At 67.8% G+C, this 17,711-nt stretch carries 15 protein-coding genes and 1 tRNA gene; 9 read left to right on the top strand and 7 right to left on the bottom strand.

The genetic code is table 11. The features are described from left to right. Positions 1-61: 61 nt before the first annotated feature. Genes BTO20_RS12655 through BTO20_RS12645 form a run of 3 tightly spaced genes read left to right on the top strand, consistent with a single transcriptional unit; the run spans position 62 to position 3,061 of the window. Complete coding sequence (locus tag BTO20_RS12655) at positions 62-934, top strand: carbohydrate ABC transporter permease (RefSeq protein WP_087076314.1); 873 nt, start codon at positions 62-64, stop codon at positions 932-934. Further along, on the top strand, positions 921-1,733 hold the full coding sequence (locus BTO20_RS12650; RefSeq protein WP_087076312.1) for a carbohydrate ABC transporter permease: 813 nt from the start codon (positions 921-923) through the stop codon (positions 1,731-1,733). The genes BTO20_RS12655 and BTO20_RS12650 overlap by 14 nt, the downstream gene beginning before the upstream one ends. Further along, positions 1,730-3,061: an ABC transporter substrate-binding protein gene (locus tag BTO20_RS12645; protein WP_087076310.1), complete on the top strand. Its 1,332-nt coding sequence runs from the start codon at positions 1,730-1,732 to the stop codon at positions 3,059-3,061. The genes BTO20_RS12650 and BTO20_RS12645 overlap by 4 nt, the downstream gene beginning before the upstream one ends. Here BTO20_RS12645 and BTO20_RS12640 read toward each other — a convergent pair. Next, positions 3,058-6,183 carry an ATP-binding protein gene (locus tag BTO20_RS12640; RefSeq protein WP_332460300.1) on the bottom strand — a complete coding sequence of 1,042 codons (3,126 nt, stop codon included), beginning with the start codon at positions 6,181-6,183 and terminating at the stop codon, positions 3,058-3,060. The genes BTO20_RS12645 and BTO20_RS12640 overlap by 4 nt on opposite strands. Positions 6,184-6,359: 176 nt before the next feature. Between BTO20_RS12640 and BTO20_RS12635 the strand changes: the two genes are divergently transcribed. Continuing rightward, complete coding sequence (locus tag BTO20_RS12635; protein ID WP_408632193.1) at positions 6,360-7,184, top strand: DUF4349 domain-containing protein; 825 nt, start codon at positions 6,360-6,362, stop codon at positions 7,182-7,184. A 4-nt stretch (positions 7,185-7,188) separates the two neighbouring features. On the opposite strand, the gene BTO20_RS12630 is transcribed toward BTO20_RS12635, so the two are convergent. Next, positions 7,189-8,031 carry an energy-coupling factor transporter transmembrane component T family protein gene (locus BTO20_RS12630; RefSeq protein ID WP_087076305.1) on the bottom strand — a complete coding sequence of 281 codons (843 nt, stop codon included), beginning with the start codon at positions 8,029-8,031 and terminating at the stop codon, positions 7,189-7,191. Next, positions 8,028-10,064: an ABC transporter ATP-binding protein gene (locus tag BTO20_RS12625; protein ID WP_087076303.1), complete on the bottom strand. Its 2,037-nt coding sequence runs from the start codon at positions 10,062-10,064 to the stop codon at positions 8,028-8,030. Before BTO20_RS12625 ends, BTO20_RS12630 begins: the two co-directional genes overlap by 4 nt. A gap of 106 nt (positions 10,065-10,170) precedes the next feature. On the opposite strand from BTO20_RS12625, the gene BTO20_RS12620 reads away from it, so the two are divergent. From BTO20_RS12620 to BTO20_RS12610, 3 genes are all read left to right on the top strand, one after another. After that, the gene (locus BTO20_RS12620; RefSeq protein ID WP_087076301.1) at positions 10,171-10,641 is read left to right on the top strand and encodes a MarR family winged helix-turn-helix transcriptional regulator; all 471 of its coding nucleotides are present in this window, start codon (positions 10,171-10,173) and stop codon (positions 10,639-10,641) included. A gap of 36 nt (positions 10,642-10,677) precedes the next feature. Next, positions 10,678-11,898, top strand: a complete 1,221-nt coding sequence (locus BTO20_RS12615) for an MFS transporter (RefSeq protein ID WP_087076299.1) — start codon at positions 10,678-10,680, stop codon at positions 11,896-11,898. A gap of 105 nt (positions 11,899-12,003) precedes the next feature. Then, a complete protein-coding gene (locus BTO20_RS12610; RefSeq protein WP_087076297.1) occupies positions 12,004-13,926 on the top strand; it encodes an acyl-CoA dehydrogenase family protein in 1,923 nt (640 codons plus the stop codon). Here BTO20_RS12610 and BTO20_RS12605 read toward each other — a convergent pair. After that, positions 13,923-14,417 carry an LppP/LprE family lipoprotein gene (locus tag BTO20_RS12605; RefSeq protein WP_198344362.1) on the bottom strand — a complete coding sequence of 165 codons (495 nt, stop codon included), beginning with the start codon at positions 14,415-14,417 and terminating at the stop codon, positions 13,923-13,925. The two genes, BTO20_RS12610 and BTO20_RS12605, sit on opposite strands and share 4 nt — an antisense overlap. 130 nt (positions 14,418-14,547) lie before the next feature. Between BTO20_RS12605 and BTO20_RS12600 the strand changes: the two genes are divergently transcribed. Next, complete coding sequence (locus BTO20_RS12600) at positions 14,548-14,862, top strand: hypothetical protein (protein ID WP_029373115.1); 315 nt, start codon at positions 14,548-14,550, stop codon at positions 14,860-14,862. 10 nt (positions 14,863-14,872) lie between these two features. Here the strand turns inward: BTO20_RS12600 and BTO20_RS12595 are convergent. Then, positions 14,873-14,945: transfer RNA gene (locus BTO20_RS12595), tRNA-Asn, on the bottom strand. A gap of 160 nt (positions 14,946-15,105) precedes the next feature. Between BTO20_RS12595 and BTO20_RS12590 the strand changes: the two genes are divergently transcribed. Then, positions 15,106-15,372, top strand: coding sequence for a hypothetical protein (locus BTO20_RS12590; protein ID WP_087076295.1), 267 nt, complete (start codon positions 15,106-15,108; stop codon positions 15,370-15,372). On the opposite strand, the gene BTO20_RS12585 is transcribed toward BTO20_RS12590, so the two are convergent. Both BTO20_RS12585 and dnaG read right to left on the bottom strand, forming a co-directional pair. Next, positions 15,369-15,671, bottom strand: a complete 303-nt coding sequence (locus BTO20_RS12585) for a DUF7155 family protein (RefSeq protein WP_087076293.1) — start codon at positions 15,669-15,671, stop codon at positions 15,369-15,371. The genes BTO20_RS12590 and BTO20_RS12585 overlap by 4 nt on opposite strands. A 59-nt stretch (positions 15,672-15,730) precedes the next feature. Next, entirely contained in the window at positions 15,731-17,629 is a 1,899-nt protein-coding gene (dnaG, locus tag BTO20_RS12580) for a DNA primase (protein WP_198344361.1), read from the bottom strand. Positions 17,630-17,711 lie beyond the last annotated feature (82 nt).

The raw sequence follows: 17,711 nt of genomic DNA, 5'->3' as shown, positions 1-17,711 counted from the left end.
TTGGCATCAGTTGGAACCGCCCCGCCGACGCGCACTGCGCACGTGCCGCTTTAATATCAGAATGGCCACCTCGCGTGTCCGAGACACCGCACTGGGGTACGCGCTCGTCGCACCCAGCCTCTTCGGCGTCGTCACCTTCCTCGTGCTGCCCATGCTGGTGGTGGCCTGGCTGAGCCTGCACCGATGGGATCTGCTGGGGCCGATCACCTATGTCGGGTTCGACAATTGGACTGCGGTACTCACCGATTCGTCGTTCGCGACCTCACTGCTGGTGACCCTGTTGTTCGTGCTGCTGGTGGTGCCGGCCCAAACCGCGCTGGGTCTGTTCGCCGCGACACTGCTGGCCCGCGGCCTGCCCGGTAGCGGCTTCTTCCGCACTGTGTACGTGCTGCCGTGGATCTGCGCCCCGCTGGCCATCGCGGTGTTGTGGCGCTGGATCCTGGCACCGACCGACGGTGCCGTGAGCACCGTGCTCGGCCACCAAATCGACTGGCTGACGGATCCGAGCCTGGCGCTGCCCCTGGTGTCGGCGGTGGTCATCTGGACCAACGTCGGCTACGTCACGCTGTTCTTTCTCGCGGGCATCCTCAACATTCCCGAGGACGTGCACAACGCGGCCCGCACCGACGGCGCGAACGCCTGGCAACGGTTCCGCCACATCACGTTGCCCATGTTGCGGCCGACCATGTTCTTCGTTCTGGTCACCGGAATCGTCAGCGCCGCCCAGGTATTCGACACCGTCTACGCGTTGACCGGCGGCGGACCGCAGGGACGCACCGATCTGGTCGCGCACCGCATCTACGCCGAGGCGTTCGGCGCGGCCGCCGTGGGGCGCGCGGCGGTGATGGCGATCGTGTTGTTCGCCCTGCTCGTCGGCATCACCGTGGTCCAGCATCTCTACTTCCGTCGTCGGATCAGCTATGACCTCACGTAACGTCGCGATCTACGCCGGGCTGGTGGTCGGCGCGGTCATCACGCTGCTGCCGTTCGGACTGGGGCTGCTGACGTCGTTCACCTCGGCACAGCAGTTCAACACGGATTCGCCGTTGTCGCTGCCGAAACCGCCGACGCTGCAGAACTATCTGGGGCTCGCCGACGCGGGCTTCGGCCGGGCCATCGTGGTGACCGCACTGATGACCGCCGTGATCCTGATCGGACAGCTGGTGTTCTCCGTGCTGGCCGCCTATGCCTTTGCCCGGCTGCAGTTTCCGGGACGTGACGCGCTGTTCTGGGTCTATATCGCCACCCTGATGGTGCCCGCGACGGTGACGGTGGTGCCGCTGTATCTGATGATGGCCGAAGCCGGTCTGCGTAACACGTTCTGGGCCCTGGTGTTGCCCTTCATGTTCGGCTCGCCGTACGCGATCTTCTTGCTGCGCGAGTACTTTCGCTCGATCCCGAGCGACTTGATCAGCGCGGCCCGCCTCGACGGGGCCAACACGCTGGACGTGATCACCCATGTGGTGGTGCCTGCCAGCCGGTCGATTCTGGTCACCCTCGGGCTGATCACCGTGGTGACCCAGTGGAACAACTTCCTGTGGCCATTGGTGATCACCAGCGGGCAGAAATGGCAGGTGCTGACGGTCGCGACCGCGGGCCTGCAGACGCAGTACAACGCGCAGTGGACGCTGGTGATGGCGGCGACGACGGTCGCGATCGTGCCGCTGTTGGTGCTCTTCGTCGCCCTGTCCCGCAACATCGTCCGCTCGATCGTCGTGACGGGCATCAAATGAGGCCCCGCTTCTCGACGCTGGCCGCCGCGGGTCTGGCGCTGACCATGGCGGTGCTCCTGGGGCTTGCCGTACTCCTGGGCCGCGACACCGAGCCGTCGGGACACGTCGTGGTGACGGTGCGACTGTGGGATCAACAGGCCGCGGCGGCCTACCGGGAATCGTTCACCGAGTTCAGCCGTGCGCATCCCGACATCGAGGTGCGCGTCAACACTGTGGCGTTCTCGTCGTACTTCGACACGTTGCGCACCGACGTGGCCGGCGGCAGCGCCGACGACATCTTCTGGTTGTCCAACGCCTATTTCGCCGGCTACGCCGACAGCGGTCGGCTGATGGACATCGGCAAGACGTTGGGCCCGAACGCCGCCCGCGCCTGGGAGCCGTCGGTGGTCAACCAGTTCACCCGCAACGGCGCGTTGTGGGCCGTGCCGCAGCTGACCGACGCCGGCATCGCCGTGTTCTTCAACGCCGACCTGCTCGACGCCGCCGGGGTGGACCTGACCGAACTGCTCACCCTGCGGTGGTCCGACGGGCCCGACGATACGCTGCGCCCGCTGCTGGCCCGGCTCACCGTCGACGAGGACGGTCGCACTGCCGCCACCGAGGGGTTCGATCCGACCCGCATCCGGCAGTGGGGCTACAACGCAGCCAACGACATGCAGGGCATCTACCTGAACTACATCGGGTCGGCCGGCGGCCAGTTCACCGTTGGCGATCGGTTCGCCTTCGACAACCCGCAGGCCGTCGAAGCGTTCACGTATCTGGTGCGGCTGATCAACACCGACCACGTCGCGCCGCCGGCCTCTGTCACCAACGGCAACGGAGATTTCTCCCGCAACACTTTTCTGCAGGGCCGGATGGCGTTGTTCCAGTCCGGCACCTTCAACCTGGCGGCCATCGCCAACCAGGCGCCGTTCCACTGGGGTGTGGTGATGCTGCCCGAAGGACCCAAAGGCCGGGTCAGCGTCACCAATGGCATTGCCGCGGCCGCTAATTCGGCCACCAAGCATCCCGACGCGGTACGCCAGGTGTTGCAGTGGATGGGCGGCAAGCAGGGCAATGAGTTCCTCGGCGCGCACGGCGCCGCGGTGCCCGCCGTGCTGGCGGCACAGCCCGTCTACCACGACTACTGGAAGTCACGCGGGGTGGATGTGACCCCGTTCTTCCGGGTGCTGCGCGGTCCGCAGGTGCCGGCGCCGGGCGGGCTGGGGTTCCCCGCCGGGTACCAGGCGCTGCGGCCCCATTTCGACGAGATGTTCCTGGGCCGTGCGGATGTCGCGACCAGCCTCGCCGACGCGCAGTGGGCCGCGAACAGCGCGGCGGCACGCTAGCCGGCCCGCGACATCTCCTCGGCCCAGGCCAGATGTCCTTCGAAGCCAAAGGATTTCGCCTTCGCACGATATTTCTCGACCAGTTCGGGATAGGCCGTGTCGCCGCGCGCTCCTGCCAGCAAGGCGCGCAGCCGATGCGCCATGATGTCGAACAGCGCAAAACCGGGTTCCACCGGTTCGGCATCCAACCGGTCGATCATCGCCTGTACCTCACCGAGATCGTCGTCCGATCCACGGGCGATCAGTTGTTCGGCCAGCGCGCTCAGCGCGACCCCACGCCCCAACCACTCCCCCGCGTCGATCTGACCGGCGGCGACATCGCGCAACGTCGCGATCGCATTGTCCCGGTCACCTTCACCTACCAGCCGTCGCGCAAACGCGATGTCGATGGGAGCCAGGGCCGGCATGGTGAACCGTTCCTGCACAATGGCTTCGCGGGTTTGCGCGAGCAGTTCGAGCCCCTCGGTGCTCTGCGGGTCCGCTGCCACCAGCGCGAGCCCGCGTGCGCAGCGGGCGGCGTCGAGCGCGTAGCCCTCGCCGAGTTGTTCGGCGTATCGCAGCGTTTCGGCGGTCTCCTGCAGAATCGCCGCATCGACAGAGAGCGTTCCGAAGGTGCAGCCGACGTTGAAGCAGTACACCAGCAGCACACCGCGCGCGGCCGGGTTGACATCACGCAACAGCGCCAGAGCCTGGTCGAGCTCGTCGCGCCAGCCGGGTTGTCCGAAGCAGGATCGTGCGACGGCCTGCAGCATCATCGCGATCAGCAACGGCGACTCGGTGACGATGCCGCCCCGGCGCGGATCGCCACCCGACAGATCGATCACGCGTTGGGCCAGCCGCACCAGGTCAGCCATCGCACCCGTCGCGAATTTGGCGATGAGCGTGGTGTGCAGCAGTCCGACGATCAGATCCGGGTCGGCGATCGCGTCGAGAATGCCGACGAGTTCGGATGCCAACTCGTCAGCAGCCCGGAAATGCCCGTGCCCGAGCAGTGCGCCCACCTGCCCGGCCATCCCGATGGCCAGCGAGCGCTTGTCGTCGGCCTCCTCGGCCAGCGCCCGCAGCTCCTCGAAACCGCTGTCACGCACGGGACCGCCGGAACGAAAACTGGTGCCGGAGATCAACGCCCGGGGCGCGATCCGCAGGGCCGGGCGCTGCGGATCATCGAGGGGCAACCGATCCGCGACCTGACCGGCCCGCTGCCAACTCATCCGGGCCGCCCGCACATCGCGGAATCTGGACCGATCTCCGGCGCGCATGTGCCAGTCGTAGGCCTGATGGAGCTCGCCGCCGGCTTCGAGGTGCTCGGCGATCAGAGCGGCATTCTCGTCCCGCGGCTCGATGGCGGCAGCCACACACCGATGTAGCTGTGCGCGTTCAGATTTCAGTTGGGCGCGGTACATCACCGACCAGATCATCGGGTGCCGGAACGCGTACTGCGCCTTGGGTGTGGACGCGACCTGTTCGATGAGTTCGGCAGTGATGAGCCTGCTGAGCTGAGTCGTGTCGGCGAACTGGGCCAGCAGGGCTTCGTCGAAGCGGGCGCCCACCACGGCGGCAGCGCTCAGGGTGCGCTTGGCGGCGGCGTCGAGCCGGTCGACCCGCGCGGCGATGGCAGCCTGCAAGGTCGCGGGGACCGCTACATCGTCGGCACCGGTCGGACACAGATAACAGCCGCGCCCGCCGGCGAGAACACCGCGGTCGGCGAGATCACGCACGATCTCCTGGACGAAAAACGGGTTGCCCGCGGCACGTTCGGCGATCTGGCCGGCCAGTCCGCCGACCGACGCGTCGCGCCCGAGCAGCCCGCTGACCAATTCGGCCGTCTGTTCATCATCGAGCGGCGACAGCGCGATGGTCTGCGCGCCGTGATGTCGGCTCAGCGGACCGTCGTACTCGGGCCGGTATGTCACCAGCACCAGCGCCCGCGAGCGGGTCAACGTCGCGAGCAGGTCGACCAGGACCTCCTCGCTGACCGGGTCGATCCAATGCGCATCCTCGATCACGTACACACTCGGCGCGGCGCGGGCTGTCACTACGGCGTCGACCAGTGCCGTCACGCGTCTGCGTCGAGCGTCCACCCCGATCTCGGGCAGCCGGACCTGCGGGTCGCCGATGCTCAACGCGTCCTCCAGCAGCAGCCGGTCGGCTTCGTCGATGTCGGGTAGCCGCGCGCGCAACAGATTCCGCGCCGTCGCGTCGTCACCGACCCCGTCGACGCCGAACACCGCCCGCATCAACTCCGAGACCACCGAGAGCGGGACGTCGGCGGTGTGCGACTCACAGAACGCCGAAAACACTTGGATGCCACGGCCGACCGCGACGGCCAGGGTCTCGGCGATCAAGCGGCTCTTACCGATTCCCGGCGGTCCGACCACGCCCGCGAAGCATCCCGCGCCACCGGCGGCCCGGTCGAGCATGCCGAGCAGGGCGGCCAGTTCCCAGCTGCGGCCGACGAGATGGGTGCTGCCGCGCCCCATGCGCGCCTGCTGGTGCGGGGCGATACCCACCAACCGGCGAGCAGTAACCGGTTCAGTGGCCCCCTTGATCCGGACCTGTTGCGCTGCGTCCAGCACGACGGTGTGTTCGACCAGACGTGCGGTCGATTCGCTGAGCATCACCCCGCCGGCGGGTGCCACCGACTCCATCCGCTGCGCCAATCCGACCTGAGCGCCCACCGCGGTGTAGCCGAGCGGTCCCGAACCGATGTCGCCGGCAATCACCTCACCGGAATTCAGGCCGATGCGCAGCTGCAGCGGCAACCCGTCACGGCGGCCGACGTCGACGGCCAGCCGCTGCACCTCTTGCTGAATCTCCAACGCAGTGAGACAAGCGCGAAAAGCATGGTCCTCCAAGGCGACCGGGGCTCCGAACAACGCCATGACGCCGTCGCCGGTGAACTTGTCGACCGTGCCGCCGTAGCGCTGGACCACCTCGGCGCAACGCTGCACCAATGCGGTCATGATCTCGCGCAGACGTTCGGCACCGACCGCGGCGGCGATGTCCATCGAGTGCACGACATCGGCGAACAGAACCGTCACCTGCTTGTACTCGGCCGGCCCCGCCGCCTCGGCGAGTGGGGCGCCGCACGCGTCGCAGAACCGAGCACCGTCGCGCGCCACCCGGCCGCATCGTCGACACGTCACTACCGTCATCTGGCTCTCTACCGCCCCCGAACTCCCCGCTCAGGATAGGTCTGCGGGCAAGCCATGATCGGTAGATTGTGCTGATGCCCGCCTACAACAGCCGTGCCCGGCGTCGCCTCGCCGCGGCGGCCCTGCTGGCCGTGACGGTTTCGGTGACGACGCAGGCCTGCGCAGCCGGGCATTCCCCGAGCTCGACGGCGCCGGAAGCGCCCCCGGCCGCGGCGACAGCAGCCCCCGCGCCCGCGGCGCCGTTCACCGCACCTCCCCCGCTCAACGGGCCGAACGACAACGCTCCCAAACCCGCTGACGCCGACCGCGACATCGTCAAGACGGTGTCACTGACGTTGACGGCCTCCGACACCACCGCAGCCGCCGACAAGGCCACGGCGATCGTCACCGATGCCGGCGGACGTGTGGACAGCCGCTCAGAGGATGCCGGTTCCAGTTCGGGGCGCGCGCATGTCGCGCTGGTGTTGCGGGTGCCGGTCGCCAAACTCGACAAGACCCTGACCGACGTCAAAGGGCTCGGCACCGTCAACACGCTGGAGATCAAGGCCGACGACGTGACCAACCAGCGCGTCGACCTCGACGCGCGGATCACCGCCCTGCAGACCTCGGTCGACCGGCTGCTCGGGATCATGCGCGACGCCAAGGATCCCGACGCGCTGATCAAGGCCGAGAACGCACTGTCGCAGCGGCAGGCCGACCTGGACAGCCTGCGCGCGCAGCGGGCTCACCTCGGAGAGCAGATCGCCTTCAGCACCCTCAACCTCGACGTCTATGCCGAGAACTTCGGCGGCCCGATCAAGCAGTATCACGGGTTCTTCGGTCAGGTCGAGCGCGGCTGGGACGGCATGGTCGGCTTCGCCTCCGAGGCGGTCATGCTGTTCGGGCTGCTGCTGCCGTGGCTGGCAGCGTTGGCGCTGGCCGGCGGTGTGGGTTATGCCGCCATCCGGTTCCTGACGCGGCGCCACTGACCCGTCAGCGCCGAGGAAGGCTGGTGCCGAGCACCGTCAACTCCAGCGCCAACGCAGTGCCGCACACCACGATCAGCACCGCGAACGCCACCCAGTCACGGGCCTTCGGTCGCGACGGCAGTGCCGAGATCTGGCCCGTACCACCGCGCGCGGTGATCGCGTCGCCCATCTCGTCCGCCCGGCGCAGCGCCACAGTCACCGACGCCGCCAGCAGGTCGATGACATCGCCCACCCGCTGCTTGCGGCGGGCCCGGAACGATTCGGCGCGTTCCTTGGGCCGCAGCCTTCGTGCCGCGTACAGCGTGCGGAATTCGTCGATCAGCATCGGGAATGCGCGCAGCGCCAAGGCGATTGTCACCGCCCAGTCATTCACGGGGACGCGCACGAACCGCAGCGGGCGGCCCAGGGTCGCGACCGCCGGGGCGATGTCGGCGACGTTGGTGGTCCAGGACACCAGCGCGCCGAGGCCGAGCAGGACGATCGACAACGCGGTGATGCGCAGGAAGTTGAAGAGCCCGCCGAGGCCGATGTGCATCGACCCGACATCGATGATCGGACTGCCGCCGGCCAGCGTCGCGGTCGCCGCGCCGAGCGCCATCAGCACCCACAACCAGAACGGCACCGAGGGCACGGCGCCGCGCGGGATGTGCGCCAGCCGGGCCACCACCAACACCAGCACCCCGACGAACGCGATCGGCACCCAGCCGGGATAGAAGGTCAGCAGCACGCCGATACCGGCCACCGCCAGCAGCTTGGTGCCTGCCCACAGTTGGTGGATGACGCTGTCGCCGGGCACCGGCCGCAGCAGCACCATGGGTCTGCGTTGCCCTCGGGTCGGCGCGGTCATCGAGCCCCTCCTGCCGCCGTCGGCGCCATGGCCAGTTCCCCGTCCCGCAGATGCAGCGTGCGCGGGCAGAGTCCCTCCAGGCCCGAGAAGTCGTGCGAGATGACCACGACGGTCAACCCGGTGTCGCGGCGCAGATCTTCCAGCAGTCGCAGCAGGCCCCGCTGGCTGGCCGCATCCAGACCGGCCAGCGGCTCGTCGAGGATCAGCGCGCGCGGGGCCCGGCCCAGCAAGCCTGCCAGTACCACCCGGCGCATCTGACCGCCCGAGAGCTGATCGATCCGTCGTTTGGCCAGCCCCGGGTCCAGGCCGACGGTGGCCAGCGTCGCCGCGACGCGCGCCTGGTCGTCGACCGCGAAGCCCGCGGACGATGCGATCTCGCGTTCGACGCTGCTGCGCATCAACTGCAGCCGCGCCGCCTGGAACGACATCGCCACGGCTCCGACCTGTCCGGACACCGGTGCGCCGTCGAGCAGGCAGGCCCCGTAGGTGGGCACGGTGAGCCCGGCCATGATCCACGCCAGGGTGGATTTGCCGGATCCGTTGAGGCCGTGGACAAGCAGGCCGTCGCCCTCGTTCACGGTGAACGTGACGTCCCGCAAAGCCGTTTTCGCCCACGGGGTCCCGCTGGCGTACTCGTGCCCCACGGCGGTCAGCTCCAACACGGGTGCGCCGGCTTCATGTCCGGGGACCGTGCCGGCCGGCACGGCCGCGGTCTGCACCATGTCGGTGTTCTCGGTCGTGCCGCCGAGGTTGATGGCGCGGTCGGCCGACGATGCTTCGGCGTCGTAGTGGGTGATGTGCACCAGTGACATCTCGTGGTGCCGGGTCAGTCCGGACAGCACGGTCATCAAGGTGTCGCGGCCGTTCTGGTCGACCATGCTCGTGACCTCGTCGGCGATGAGCAGCGCGGGTTCGCGCGCCAGGGCACCCGCCACGGCCAACCGTTGGAGTTCGCCTCCGGACAGTCCGCCGGTGTCGCGGTCGGCCAGCCCGTCGAGGCCGACCTCGGTCAACAGCCGGTCCACATCCGTCGTCGTACCGGGCGGCAGGCCCCACACGACGTCGTCGGCGACCCGGGTACCGAGCACCTGACTCTCGGGGTGCTGCATGATCACCGCGGTCCCGCCGATGCGGCCCAGCCCCACCACGCCTTCACGTTCGACGGTGCCCGCGGTGGGTTCCCGGCCCGCCAGTACCAGCATCAGGGTGGTCTTGCCGGAGCCGTTGGGGCCGGTGACCGCGACGTGTTCGCCCGGCTGCAGGTCCATCGACACCGGACCCAGAGCGTCGTGGTCGACGCCGGGATACCGGAATCGGACGTCGGCCAGGCGAGCCGGCACCGGTGCCACGGTTCCCGTGCCACCGGGCGTGTCTAGTTTGTGGACGTCGGGGACGCCGGCCAGCCGGGTCAGCACCCGCGACAGTGCCCACCAGCCGACCAGGCTGACGAAGCAGATACTGAAGATCCCGGAGCCGAGGATCAGCACGGGCCAGTAGTCGAGCAGCGTGGCGAAGCCGTGCTTGAGCGGATCGGCGAAATCCCGTAGGACGGGGACGCGGGCCATGGCCACGGCCAGACCCTCGATGTTGGCGGTCATCGATTCGAACGCGAGAATGCGCAGTCGCGAGAGCACGGTCATCGCCCCGACCAACACCATGCCGAACAGCGCGCCGGCGACGACGGCCGCGGCGAGAACGGTCGGGGTGCCGCGGCCACGCCGTTTCACGATGCCCGTCAGCCCGCCGATGTACGCGCAGTTCACGACGGTCATGAAGCCGCCGAGCCCGGCGATGAGGAACGCGATGGTGGCGCCGGCGACGGTCGCGGCCAGCAGGACCCGCATCCGGTAGCGGTACGCCAGCAGGCCCATCGGCACGGTGCCGAGCATCGAAAGGCCCGCGGCGAACGGCACCACCACGGCGATGATGGCCGTCGCGGCACACAGCGCCGCCATCACGGCGGCCTGGGCGAGTTCCCCGGGGGTCAGCGGACCCGATTTCCGTGGCTGGGTCGCCGATCCCGGAGCGGTCATTTCTCGATTCTGCCAGCCAGAATCGGTGTGGTTCGGTGGCCGTTGTGTGACGGGCGACACGGAGGGACCGGTGGACTACATAGGAATTCTATGTAATTATGGACGTATGCCGACCCCCATAGCGGAAGACGCCGCGGCGCACCACAAGACCGAACTCGGCGCGGAATTGCTCTCGGTCGTGGCGCGGCTGAATCGTCTCGCCAACCAACGTACCCGGCTGCCGCTGCCATGGGCCCAGGCGCGGCTGCTGTCCACCATCGAGGACCAGGGCCAGGCCCGCATCTCCGACCTCGCCTACCTCGACCACTGCTCGCAGCCCACGATGACGACGCAGGTGCGTCGCCTCGAAGACGCCGGACTGGTGTCCCGCACCGCCGACCCGGGCGATGCCCGCGCCGTCCTGATCCGCATCACCGACGAGGGTCGACGCACCCTCACGCAGGCCCGGATCGACCGCGCCGCCGCGATCAACCCGCGGCTCGATCGTCTAGCCCCCGAGGACCGCCAAACCCTGGCGGCCGCCGTGGACGTCATCCGGCGGATCCTCGAGGACCGCGACCCGGCCGACGACAACTGATACCGAACCGACAACAGACAAGGAGTTCTCGCCCTGATGTGGCGCCAACCCAAGGCCGTATGGGCCGTAGCCTTCGCCTCCGTCGTAGCCTTCATGGGCATCGGACTGGTGGATCCGATCCTCAAGCCGATCGCCGACAACCTCAACGCCTCACCGTCACAGGTGTCGCTGCTGTTCACCAGCTACATGGCGGTGATGGGCGTGGCGATGCTGATCACCGGCGTGGTGTCGAGCCGGATCGGACCGAAACGAACGCTGCTGCTGGGCCTGGTCGTCATCATCGCCGGTGCGGGACTGGCCGGGATGAGCGAGACGGTCATGCAGATCGTCGGCTGGCGCGCCCTGTGGGGTCTCGGTAACGCGCTGTTCATCGCCACGGCGCTGGCCACGATCGTCAACTCCGCCAAAGGCTCTGTGGCACAGGCGATCATCCTCTACGAGGCCGCACTCGGCCTGGGTATCGCGGTCGGCCCACTGGTCGGCGGCGTGCTGGGGTCGATCTCCTGGCGCGGCCCGTTCTTCGGAGTGTCGGCGTTGATGGCGTTCGCCCTCGTGATCACCGCCTTCCTGCTGCCTGCCACCCCGCGCGCCGAGCGGGCGACCACGCTCGCCGACCCGTTCCGGGCCCTGCGCCACCGCGGGCTGCTCGGCGTGTCGATCACCGCGCTGCTGTACAACTTCGGCTTCTTCACCCTGCTGGCGTTCACCCCGTTCCCCCTTGACATGAGCGCGCATCAGATCGGGCTGATCTTCTTCGGCTGGGGCCTGGCGCTGGCGTTCACGTCCGTGGTGGTCGCACCGCGACTGCAACACCGGTTCGGCACCGTGCGCACGCTCGTCGTCAACCTGCTCGCGATGACCGCCACGCTCGCGGTGATGGCAGTGGCCACCGAATCCAAACCCATTCTGGCCACCTGCGTCGTCGTCGCCGGCTTGTTCATCGGCGTCAACAACACGCTCATCACCGAAACCGTCATGAAGGCCGCCCCGGTCGAGCGTGGCGTGGCCTCGGCGGCCTACAGCTTCCTGCGGTTCAGCGGCGCCGCCGTGGCGCCGTGGCTGGCCGGCCTGCTCGGTGAACAGGTCAGCGTGCACCTGCCGTACTGGGTGGGCGCCGGTGCGGTCCTCGCCGGTGCGGTCGTGTTGTTCGCGACGCGCGCACATCTCAGCCACATCGACGACGACCTCGCCATCGAGGATGAGCTCGACGAGCTCACCGACGAGGCGACCGCGGTCACCATGGGCAGCGAGAGCTAGAGCTTCTCAACGTCGAGATTGACGCCAGGGTTGTGACTGTGTGAAAACAACGACCCTGGCGTCGATCTCGACGATCCTCAACGGGGTCACGCGCTACCGTCGGGTATGACCTCCACTGCCGAGCATCTGCGAAACACGCTGGACGGGCGCTGGCGAGACACCAAGAACGCCATGCGGGCCAATCTCTCGGACGAGAAGTTCCGGCCGCATTACACGCCGAACACCGCCATTGCCCGGGCCAAGGTCGCCGAGCAACTCAAGATCATGGCCGCAGCCGGGGCCGCGGAAGACGGGTTCCGTAAAGAACACGGCGGCAATGGCGACGTCGGCGCCGCGATCAGCAGCATCGAGATGCTCGCGATGTCGGACCTGTCGCTCATGGTCAAGGCGGGCGTGCAGTGGGGCCTGTTCGGCGGCGCCATCGAAAACCTCGGCACCGAGCGCCACCACAAGGCCTACGTCCGGCGCCTCATCGACCTCGACCTGCTCGGCTGTTTCGCGATGACCGAGACCGGCCACGGCAGCGACGTGCAGTCCCTGGAGACCACGGCGACCTACGATCCGGCGACCGAAGAGTTCGTGATCCACTCCCCGACCCCGACGGCGCGTAAAGACTACATCGGCGGCGCGGCCGAAACTGCCCGTGTCGCAGCAGTTTTCGCACAGCTCATCACCCCGGACGGAGTCAACCACGGCGTGCATTGCCTGGTGGTGCCGATCCGTGACGACTTGGGCAACGACATGCCCGGTGTCACGACGTCGGACTGCCACTACAAAGGCGGGCTGCCCGGCGTCGACAACGGCCGCATCGTGTTCGACCACGTGCGGGTGCCGCGGGAGAACCTGCTCAACCGCTACGCCGACGTCGCGCCCGACGGCACCTACAGCTCACCGATCGAAAACCCCGGCCGCCGCTTCTTCACCATGCTCGGCACGCTGATCCGCGGCCGCGTCACCGTCGGCGGCAGCGCCGCAGCGGCAGCCCGCGTCGCCCTGGACATCGCCACCCGATATGCGTTGCAGCGCAGGCAGTTCGAGGCGCCCAAGAGCGACAACGAAGTGCTGATCATGGACTACCTGGTGCACCAACGCCGGCTGCTGCCCCTGATCGCCAAATCCTATGCACTGCAGTTCGCGCAGAACGAGCTGGTCTCGAAATGCCATGAACTGCAGACCTCGGACAATCCGGACGCCGAGGAGCAGCGCGAACTGGAGGCGCGCGCAGCCGGCCTCAAAGCCGCCAACACCTGGCACGCCAGCAAGGCCATCCAGGAAGCACGCGAAGCATGCGGTGGCGCAGGCTATCTCGCGGAGAACCGGCTCATCGCGCTGCGCGCCGACACCGACGTGTTCACCACGTTCGAGGGTGACAACCACGTGCTGACCCAGTTGGTCGCCAAAGAACTCCTGACCGCCTACGCCGACGACATCAAGGGCATGAGCCCGGTGGAATGGGTGCGGTTCGCCGCCAACTTCGCCGGCGAACGCGTCCTCAAGCGCACCTCGGCGGAGACCATCATCCAGACCGTGCTGGACAGCCGCCAGGACAACGAGGAAGAAGGCAGCCTGTTCAACCGCGGCACCCAGGTCAAAATGTTCGAGGACCGCGAGGAATACCTGTTGTCGACGGTCGCCCGGCGGTTGCAGGGCAAGGCCAAGGAAATGAGTGCCTTCGACGCGTTCAACGCCGTGCAGGACCACGTGCTGCACGCCGCGTCGGCGCACATCGACCGCATCATCCTGGAGGCGTTCGTCGCAGGCATCGCGGCATGCGAGGACGACGCCGCGCGCGAACTGCTCGAAGACGTCTGCGATCTGTACGCGCTCTCGGTCATCGAGGACGACAAGGCCTGGTTCATGGAACACCGGTACCTGTCCACCGAGCGGGCCAAGGCCGTCACCCGGGGCATCAACGAGCGCTGCCGCACCTTGCGCCCGCACATCGAAACCCTCGTCGACGGCTTCGGCATCCCCGAGCAATTGCGTTACGCGGCAATGCTCGATCCGGCCGAGCTGGTCAACGGCTAAGGGCTGGGCGGCAGCGGGTCGACGGCCTGAAGCTTGCCGTCGTCACCGATCCGGAACCGCACCGTCGCGATACCGGTGGGCGCCTTGGGCGAGTCCTGCCCCTGCTGCCACTGGTAGTTGACCACCACGCTGTCATCAGCGTTGGTCACCACGTTGATGTAGGGACGCGGCTGCGGGGTGGCCGGACCCAGCGGCGTCTGCCGATCGAAGAACAGCAACTGGCCGACGCTGTTGGGTTGCGGGTTCTTCTGCCCCACCTGCACCCAATACAGCCGGCAGTTGGCGGTGTGGCCGTCCCTGACCTGAGTCCACTGCGCCCCGGCTTCGGGATTGGGCAGGTTGGCGATCGCCTGCGCGACAGCGTCGGCGCTGGGGCCGTCCGTCGGCGTGCAGGTGTCCGGTTTCGGCGGCGGCGCCGAAGACGGGCTCCAGCCGCAACCAGCAGCGACGAGCCCGACGAACGTGGCGGTGGCGATCAGCCGAGGGTGCACGCCACGAGCCTAGCGAAACCTGGACAGTTCCTGGGTACGGGCCGTCTTTGGTGCGCGCGTACCGGAATACCGGCCATCTGAGAGGGCTGATCCCTTACAGTGACGCCCGACCCCACCGAAGGAGACGCTGATGGCCTGGTTCCTCGCCATGGAAGGACCATTCAACAAGGCTGTGCTGTACCAACTGCAGGAGTCGGCTGACGTCGACAAGATCGCCGAAGAATTGGCCAGTGCCGCCACACTGGACCGCGCGGTGCCCGTGCCGGCCGTCCTGCAGAACAACACCCGCCAAGAGGTCACGGTGTACATCCGGCCGGCCGCGTGGGGCGTATGGACGTTCTATCAACTCACCGACGAGGAACGGCAGGCGCTGGCGTCGGCGGCAAATCCGTTGGTGGAAGCACTCGCCCAGGCTGCCCGGCAACAGCAGCAGGGCAAGAAGTAGGACGTGGTTGCTCCCCCGGATGGACTCGAACCATCAACCGCCCGATTAACAGTCGGGAGCTCTGCCAATTGAGCTACAGGGGACTATCTTCTGCGTTAAGTCCGCGCGGAGCGTGCTCCGAGCGGGCCGAGCGTTGACTCTAGCGTACGGACCGCCGCTGCCGCCAATGCGCTCCCGCACGGGCGCGTCGGCGTGGCGGTGAGGCAGGATGGAAGCACACATTCGCCGTCTGGGAGGAACGCCGTGATCCGCTATGCCGCCGTGATCGCCGTCGGCTATGTACTTGGCGCCAAGGCAGGCCGACGCCGCTACGAGCAGATCGCCAGCACCTATCGCGCGGTCACCGGCAATCCCGCGACCAAGGCCGTGCTCGACGCCGGCCGTCGCACCATCGCCAAGCGCGTGTCCCCGGACCCGCAGTTCGTGACGATGACCCCCATCGACGCAGAAACGTCGGTGCTCTCCATGGAGAGCACCGACGTTTCGAGGGTCAAACGGGCCGGTAGTTAGCCGATCCCCTGATTGATGGTCTGACCGGGCAGCAGCGGGCCGGTGGTCAGGCCGCCGTTCTGACCGGTGCCCTGCGGGCCGATCGAGAACGACGGGGCGTAGCCGTTGCCGTTGTTGGAGTAGGACAGGCACTTGCCGTCGTCCTTGTTGCCGAACCACGCCAGGCAGGCCGGGGATGCGCTGACCTCACCGCTCTGGGGGGTCATGGTCGCGATGAACGCCGGGGCAGCGACTGCGGCCGCCACAAATGCGCCGACAGCGACGAACCGCCGCGTGCGGGTGCTGATCAATGTCACCAGATTGCCTTTCTCGCCACGTCCAGGGTCGAAGCGGGTTCACCATATCGTGATGTGAGCAATCACGCAGTCAGGTCGTCACCACTGGCCTGTTCCAGCAGGCTGCGGCGGTACGACTCCATCGCCACCAGGTCCCCGAACAGGGCGTGGTATTCATCACCCTGCTCGACCGGCGACATGCGCTGCAGCTTGGATTTGACCTCGGCGATCTGGCGCCCCACCCACACTTCCTGCAGGCGGGCCAGCACGCTGCCGATGTAGCGCGGCAACTGCTCGTCGTCCTCGACGTTGATGGCCTCCACGCCCAGCTCGTTGACCAGGCTGGCCGCTGCAGGCGAGGTGGTCTGCTCGCGCACCACCTCGATCCACTGCGCGCCCGAGATCCCGGCCGCCGTGCCGCCGGCCGCCTCGATCGCGGCCCGCACGGCGGCGTAGGCCGGATGGGTGAAGCTCTCCACGGTCAGCGAGTCGAACACCGGTCCGGCGAAGCCCGGGTACTGCAGCCCGGCCTTGAGCGCTTCACGCTGTGGCCACAGCGTCGGGTCCGCGGGGTTCGGTCGTTGCACGGGTGGCGCTTTCGGACGCTCCTGCGGTTCCGGGGAACGACGATCGTCACGGCGGGCCGGGCGGCCGGCTTCCTCCCGGACCCGGCGGATGACCTGCGCCACGTCGTCCCAACCCACCCAGCCGGCCAGCTGCCGGGCGTACTCGTCGCGCAGTGTGGGGTCTTTGATCCGGCCCAGCATCGGCACACACCGGCGCAGCGCGCCCACGCGTCCCTCGGCGCTGTCGAGGTCGTGTTCGGCGAGCGCACTGCGAATGACGAACTCGAACAACGGGGTTCGACGCGCCACCAGATCGCGCAGGGCGCCGTCACCCGAGCGCAGCCGCAGATCACACGGATCCATCCCGTCTGAGGCCACCGCCACGAACGACTGCCCCGAAAGGTTCTGCTCCCCCTCGAACGCCTTGACCGCGGCAGCCCGCCCGGCCGCGTCGCCGTCGAACACGTAGATCAGCTCGCCGCGAAAGAAGTTGTCGTCCATCATGAGTCGCCTCAGCATGGACAGGTGCTGGTCACCGAACGCGGTGCCACACGAGGCCACCGCGGTGGTGACGCCTGCCATGTGCATGGCCATCACATCGGTGTAGCCCTCGACGACGACGGCCTGATGACCCTTGGCGATGTCACGTTTGGCCCGGTCCAGTCCGAAGAGCACCTGCGACTTCTTGTAGAGCACGGTTTCGGGGGTGTTGACGTACTTCGCCTGGTTCTGGTCGTCGTCGAACAACCGGCGCGCACCGAATCCGATGGTCTCCCCCGACGACACCCGGATGGGCCACAGCAGCCGCCGGTGAAAGCGGTCCATCGGCCCGCGTTTGCCTTCCCTGCTCAGCCCGGCCGCTTCGAGCTCTTTGAACTCGAAACCCTTGCGCAGCAAGTGTTTTGTCAGTTTGTCCCAGCCTGACGGGGCGAACCCGCAGCCGAACTGCGCGGCCGCCGCGGCGTCGAAGTTGCGCTCGGTCAGATACTTGCGTGCCTCGGCGGCCTCATCAGACGCCAGCGCCTCGGCATAGAACTCCTGCGCGGCGGCGTTGGCGGCCAGCAGGCGGCTGCGGCTGCCCCGGTCACGTTGCACGTTGGTGGTGGACGAGCCTGTGTAGGTGACGGTGTAGCCGACGCGATCGGCGAGCAGCTCGACGGCCTCGACGAAGGTGACGTGCTCGATCTTCTGGATGAAGGCGTAGACGTCACCGCCCTCGCCGCAGCCGAAGCAGTGGAAGTGGCCATGGTTGGGCCGGACATGGAACGACGGCGACTTCTCGTCGTGAAACGGGCACAGACCCTTCATCGAATCCGCGCCGGCACGGCGCAGTTGGACGTAGTCGCCGACGACGTCTTCGATGCGGATTTTTTCACGGATGGCCGCGATATCGCGATCAGGAATCCGGCCGGCCACCGGCATAGTCTATGCGGCCGCTGACGGCCGCAAATAACCGCAATCCGCCCCGCCAACCTGTGCCTAGACTTGGGCAGCTAAC

Origin of the sequence: Mycobacterium dioxanotrophicus (assembly GCF_002157835.1) — a bacterium.
Classification (GTDB): domain Bacteria; phylum Actinomycetota; class Actinomycetes; order Mycobacteriales; family Mycobacteriaceae; genus Mycobacterium; species Mycobacterium dioxanotrophicus.
This window is presented reverse-complemented; position numbering and strand designations above follow the sequence as displayed.

Coding starts and splice junctions, on each gene's coding strand:
- BTO20_RS12655 (WP_087076314.1), top strand. CDS start 62: ATGGCCACCTCGCGTGTCCGAGACACCGCACTGGGGTACGCGCTCGTC.
- BTO20_RS12650 (WP_087076312.1), top strand. CDS start 921: ATGACCTCACGTAACGTCGCGATCTACGCCGGGCTGGTGGTCGGCGCG.
- BTO20_RS12645 (WP_087076310.1), top strand. CDS start 1,730: ATGAGGCCCCGCTTCTCGACGCTGGCCGCCGCGGGTCTGGCGCTGACC.
- BTO20_RS12630 (WP_087076305.1), bottom strand. CDS start 8,031: ATGACCGCGCCGACCCGAGGGCAACGCAGACCCATGGTGCTGCTGCGG.
- BTO20_RS12625 (WP_087076303.1), bottom strand. CDS start 10,064: ATGACCGCTCCGGGATCGGCGACCCAGCCACGGAAATCGGGTCCGCTG.
- BTO20_RS12620 (WP_087076301.1), top strand. CDS start 10,171: ATGCCGACCCCCATAGCGGAAGACGCCGCGGCGCACCACAAGACCGAA.
- BTO20_RS12615 (WP_087076299.1), top strand. CDS start 10,678: ATGTGGCGCCAACCCAAGGCCGTATGGGCCGTAGCCTTCGCCTCCGTC.
- BTO20_RS12610 (WP_087076297.1), top strand. CDS start 12,004: ATGACCTCCACTGCCGAGCATCTGCGAAACACGCTGGACGGGCGCTGG.
- BTO20_RS12600 (WP_029373115.1), top strand. CDS start 14,548: ATGGCCTGGTTCCTCGCCATGGAAGGACCATTCAACAAGGCTGTGCTG.